At 73.1% G+C, this 4,665-nt stretch carries 5 protein-coding genes and 1 pseudogene; 2 read left to right on the top strand and 4 right to left on the bottom strand.

Annotation, left to right across the window (positions count from 1 at the left end; genetic code table 11):
• Nucleotides 1–154: 154 nt before the first annotated feature.
• The 4 genes from ACFV5N_RS24910 to ACFV5N_RS24925 all read right to left on the bottom strand — a co-directional run bounded on the left by ACFV5N_RS24910 (nucleotide 155) and on the right by ACFV5N_RS24925 (nucleotide 3,168).
• Nucleotides 155–1,096, bottom strand: a complete 942-nt coding sequence (locus ACFV5N_RS24910; protein ID WP_385603937.1) for an MBL fold metallo-hydrolase — start codon at nucleotides 1,094–1,096, stop codon at nucleotides 155–157.
• Between the two features lie 230 nt (nucleotides 1,097–1,326).
• On the bottom strand, nucleotides 1,327–2,067 hold the full coding sequence (locus tag ACFV5N_RS24915) for a hypothetical protein (protein ID WP_385603940.1): 741 nt from the start codon (nucleotides 2,065–2,067) through the stop codon (nucleotides 1,327–1,329).
• Nucleotides 2,033–2,602 (bottom strand): SigE family RNA polymerase sigma factor, encoded by a 570-nt coding sequence (locus ACFV5N_RS24920; RefSeq protein WP_385603942.1) that lies wholly within the window; start codon nucleotides 2,600–2,602, stop codon nucleotides 2,033–2,035. The genes ACFV5N_RS24915 and ACFV5N_RS24920 overlap by 35 nt, the downstream gene beginning before the upstream one ends.
• Nucleotides 2,603–2,622: 20 nt before the next feature.
• Nucleotides 2,623–3,168 (bottom strand): hypothetical protein, encoded by a 546-nt coding sequence (locus tag ACFV5N_RS24925; protein WP_385603944.1) that lies wholly within the window; start codon nucleotides 3,166–3,168, stop codon nucleotides 2,623–2,625.
• A 358-nt stretch (nucleotides 3,169–3,526) separates the two neighbouring features.
• Between ACFV5N_RS24925 and ACFV5N_RS24930 the strand changes: the two genes are divergently transcribed.
• Both ACFV5N_RS24930 and ACFV5N_RS24935 read left to right on the top strand, forming a co-directional pair.
• Nucleotides 3,527–3,853: a plasmid stabilization protein gene (locus tag ACFV5N_RS24930; protein ID WP_385603947.1), complete on the top strand. Its 327-nt coding sequence runs from the start codon at nucleotides 3,527–3,529 to the stop codon at nucleotides 3,851–3,853.
• 70 nt (nucleotides 3,854–3,923) lie between these two features.
• Nucleotides 3,924–4,436: pseudogene (locus tag ACFV5N_RS24935) on the top strand (DUF5709 domain-containing protein).
• The last annotated feature ends 229 nt before the right edge of the window (nucleotides 4,437–4,665 follow it).

Below are 4,665 nucleotides of genomic sequence, written 5' to 3' on the forward strand. Positions count from 1 at the left end.
AACTACGCCGCCGACCGGTACGGCTCGATGGACAACGTCAACAGCGCCTACTGACGGCCGCCGCACCCCACCACGCCCGCCCCTTCCCCGGCCCCCCGGGGGAGGGGCGGCGCCGTGCGGCGACCCTCCCGGGCCCGCCCGGAGGCGCGACCCCTCAGGCATGACAGCTCAGCGGCTTCCCCCCGTTGTACGTCACCATGTCGTCCAGGGCCGCCACCGCGTCGATCCGGCCACCGGGCTCGACACCGTCCAGTTCCGCGTAGGCCCGGTGCAGATTGCCCACGATGCGCTCGGGATCGAGCAGCTCGCGGTACGGACCGAGGTCCGTCTCCCGGGCGGCGTCCAGCGGGGTCAGCCCGGCCTCCCGGCCCCGGCGCGCGAGATCCTGCACGAAACGCAGATAGCCCTCGACCCGGTCGATCACCTCCGGCCCGCAGACCGGCCCGTGCCCCGGCACGATGGTCTCGGCCCCCAGCGCCCGCAGGGTCCCCATCGCCCGCAGCGCACCGCTGACCGAGCCCTGGAGCAGGAAGGGCGTACCGCCGTTGAACAGCAGATCACCGCTGAACAGCAGCTTCCGGCCGGGGATCCACACCACCGAATCGTTGGTGGTGTGGGCCGGTGTCCCGATATGGCTGACCTCGCAGACGAGGTCGTCCACATGGACGGTGACGCCCTCCCGGTAGGTCAGGAACGGCGGGGCGAGTTCGATCTCCCCCCAGTCCACATCCGTCCAGTACGGGGCCGACCGGGGCTCCCCCCAGTCCAGCAGCGCCTGCCGGACCCCTTCGTGCGCCACGATCGTGGCCCCGCCGAACAGATGGTTGCCGAAGGTGTGGTCTCCGTGATGGTGCGTGTTGATGAGTGTCCGCACGGGCTGGTCGCAGACACCGGCGATCGCCCGCAGATAGGCCCGGGTACGGGCCTCGGTGGCACAGGCGTCGACACTGACCACCCCCCGGCGGCCGACGAGGAACCCCGTGTTGTTGATCCACCACGAACCGTCCGGCTGGACATACGCGTAGACGTTCTCGCTCACCTCCCGCAGCCGTGCCGCACCGATCGCGGTCTCCGGGAGCGGACGGCCCGCGCTCACCGCGCCACCCCGTCCGCGAACGACCCCATCAGCACCCTCCGTCACCTGCCCCTTCCCCTGAGCCCGCCGGCGGCCGGGCACGCCCTGCGCATCCTGCCGACCTGCGCCCGGCCGCGCGGCGCACTCCCCCCGCCATCACCCGAAAGAGTGAATGGAGGGGTCGGTGCCGGTGGGGCGTGCACGCTGCCCCGGGTGAGGGCCGCCGGCGCGAAACAGCCCGGGTGCGGCCCTCACCCGGCCGTGGCCACCGGGAACTCGGCGAAGACCCGGCCGTCCGCGTCATGGGCGATCACCCGGAAGCCCTCGGCGAGCGACGGAAGCGAGGCGGCATCCAGGTAGTAGACGCCCCAGCCCGGCTCCCCGGCCAGCGTCACCAGCGTCGCCGGGTACACCCCGCCACCGTCCTCCGGCACCACCACGATCCGGGACGGCGTCCCCGCCAGCCGCCAGACACCGAACACCAGCGGGTCGGTGCCGAAGTCGTAGCCGACACTGATGCTGTCGGGCCCGATGCCGTCGCCGTGCGCATCCCGGGCCGTCTCCAGGTTCTCCTCGAAGCGCTCGGGCGACGAGAGCAGATAGTTCTGCGCACCCTCCGGCAGCAGTGCCAGCACGAACGCGTCATTGACGACCCACGGCTCGTACGGCTCCACCTCCACCGCTGGGCCGCCGCCGGCACCGTCCGCACCACCGGGGTCCGGCGGCCCGCCGGTGGCGGCCGGCGGAACCTCCCCGTCACCCGCCGCACCGCCACCCGGCCACCAGAGGGGACCGGCCGCCAGCACCACCGCCAGCACACCCACCGCGCCCGCGCCCGCCACCACCGCCGCGCGCCGCCGGAAGCGCAGGGCCCGGCCCCGGCGGATCAGGTCGTCCACCGGGACCGGCCCCGGCTCCACCGCGCCCGCCTCCGCCTCCATGGCCCGGCGGAGTTCCTCAGCGAACGCCGCTCCGCTTTGCCGCTCCGGCACCGTCCGTCACCTCCTGTTCTCCGGCCGGGGCACGCAGTTCCCGGACCGCCGGGTCGGCGCGCAGCTTCTCCAGACCGCGTGCCGCCCGGCTGCGCACCGTGCCGATCCGCAGCCCGAGCAGCGCGGCGACCTCCGTCTCCGTGCGGTCCTCTATATAACGCAGCACCACGGCGGCGCGCTGCCGCGGCGGAAGCCGCTGCAACGCGCGCGCCAGCACCTCGCGGTGCAGCACCTGCTCGGTCCGGTCCCGCTCGGACCGCTCCGGGAACCGGACCGTCAGCCACTCGAAGACCCGCAGCCCCCGGATCCGGTCGCGGTGCGCGTTGATCAGAATGCGCCACACATAGGCGTCCGGGTCCCTGGCCTGCGTCACGCGGTGCCACCGCGCGTACGCCTTCACCAGCGCCACCTGGACCAGGTCCTCCGCGTCGTGGTGGTGGCCGGTCAGCAGATACGCCGTCCGCAGCAGCCGCGGCCACCTGCCGGTGGCGAAGGCCCGGAAGTCGGCGTCGTGGGCTTCGGGTGCACGCGTCATGTGGGGGTGTCCGCTGCCGGTCAGAAGCCGAGGGAGACCTCGATCTCGTCGAACACGTGACCGTCGGCGTCCGAAGCGGTGACGGTGTACGTGCCGACGCCCTCCAGCGGCCACGCGGCCGGGTCGAAGTAGTACGTGCCCCAGCCCTCCCCGTCCTCCAGCACCACCGGCTGCGCCCCGTAGCCCCAGTCCTGCCCCTCGGGGGTGACCTCGATGAACGGCACCCCGCCGGCCAGCCGCCAGGACCCCTCCACCAGGACGATCTCGCCGTCCTCCCCGTACACGCCGGCGCTGATGCTCTCGGGACGGATGTCGCTGCCCGGGTAGTTCCTGGCGGCATCGAGGTCCGCCTCGAAGGACGCGGGGGAGGAGACCACATAGTTCTGGTTGCCCTCGGGCAGCAGACCCATCACCCACTGGTCGTTGATCGCGACCGGCTCGTAGGCCCGGACCTCGATCACGTCCATCCCGCCGGCCAGGGCCGGCTGCGGGAGGAGCACCACCAGGGCCGCGGCCGTGGCGGCACCGGTGAGCAGGGTGCGCCGGAGCGTGGACTGTACGGTCATGAACCCTCCAAGGGCCTGTCGTTGCGCTGTCATGACTCAGACGCGGCCGGTCGCGTCGATCTATCCCCCGTCAGCACTCCGGTTTCCGGCGGCCCGCGGACGCCGGTCCGGAACCGGCCGGCCGGCCGAGCGGCGGCCGCGCCACCGTACGTCCTCGGAGCCGCCCGGCAGATACGGGCGAGGCCCCGGGCGGTCGAGCGAAACCGCAGGTCAACGGCGTACGCGCCCCCCGGCGCACCCCCGGCACGTTTCGGACACCGGCACACGGGCTACCCGAAGGGGCAGGTTGGTGGCCCCGGAAGCCCGGGAGGCCCTGGAGCCCCAGCCGCCCGAAGCAGGAGAAGGAGAGGAGCGAGCCGTGCCGGCCGGATCGAACGCGAAGGAAGAACGCCAGTACGAGCACATCAAGAAGGGCCAGAAGAAGCGCGGCGCGTCCGAGGGCCGGGCCAAGGAGATCGCGGCCCGTACCGTCAACAAGCAGCGGGCGCGGGCCGGTGAGACCAGGACGGCCAGCAAGACCTCCACCCGCGACCCCAAGTCCGCCTACCGGCGCGGCGGCGAGCGCTCGCACCAGGGCGCGCAGGGCCCGACCAAGGACCAGCTGTACGCCGAGGCGCGGAAGAAGAACGTCGACGGCCGGTCGTCCATGAACAAGGAACAGCTGCGCAAGGCCCTCGGCCGCTGACCCCGCGGCCGGCGGGGCTCCCGCGCTCCGCCGGGCCGGACAGCCGAACGCCGAGGGGAAGGAGCATCCCATGGACGACAAGGGACGCGGCGACGACGTGTACCAGCCGCCGGAGGACGACGGCCGTCTGCCGCCGAGCGAACAGCCCGACATGGAGAACACGCTCGACGAACGGGACCTCGACGACCAGATGGCGGAGGGGTACTCCCCGCCGGAACGCCCGCTCGCGGTGGACTCCTTCGGCACGACGGACGAGGAAGAACGCGAGGGGGAGTCCCTGGACCTGCGGCTTGGCCTTGATAACCCTGATGTCGCGCAGGAGTATGTTTAAGTTATCGGCGACGTTCCGCACGGCGAGGGCGAACCCCGGGCCGAGATCCGCGGCGAACAGCGCGCCGGCCGGCTGACGGAGGTCAACGAGGTGGGCCGGCGCCGTACGGATGTGCTCGGCGAGGACGTCGGCATCGACGGGGGCGCCGCCTCGGCCGAAGAGGCGTCCGTACACATCACGGACGAACCCGAGGTAGGCGCCGAGGAGGAGCCGGGCGACGAGGTGGAGGACGACGCGGCCCGCGGGGGCTGAGCCACCGGTCACCGATCCGAGTCCGTGCCCCCGGCCGGGCGCAGCAACTGCCGGGGGCACGGACTCGTTCCGTTGCCCCGTTGCCTGCGTCGCGCCGGATGCTGCGCCCCTGGCCGGGGGAAGCGATGGGCACGTCGGGAGGGGCTCAGCCCACCCCCCTGCCGTCCGCACCGCGTACCCGGTCCCCCCGGGACCGGGCCGCGGGCTACCCACCCTCGATGGCAGCGCC

Source organism: Streptomyces sp. NPDC059853, assembly GCF_042731495.1.
GTDB lineage: Bacteria > Actinomycetota > Actinomycetes > Streptomycetales > Streptomycetaceae > Streptomyces.

Bases quoted from the DNA above. Each gene is read 5' to 3' on its own strand.
- ACFV5N_RS24925 (WP_385603944.1), bottom strand. From the start codon at position 3,168: ATGACCGTACAGTCCACGCTCCGGCGCACCCTGCTCACCGGTGCCGCC.
- ACFV5N_RS24920 (WP_385603942.1), bottom strand. From the start codon at position 2,602: ATGACGCGTGCACCCGAAGCCCACGACGCCGACTTCCGGGCCTTCGCC.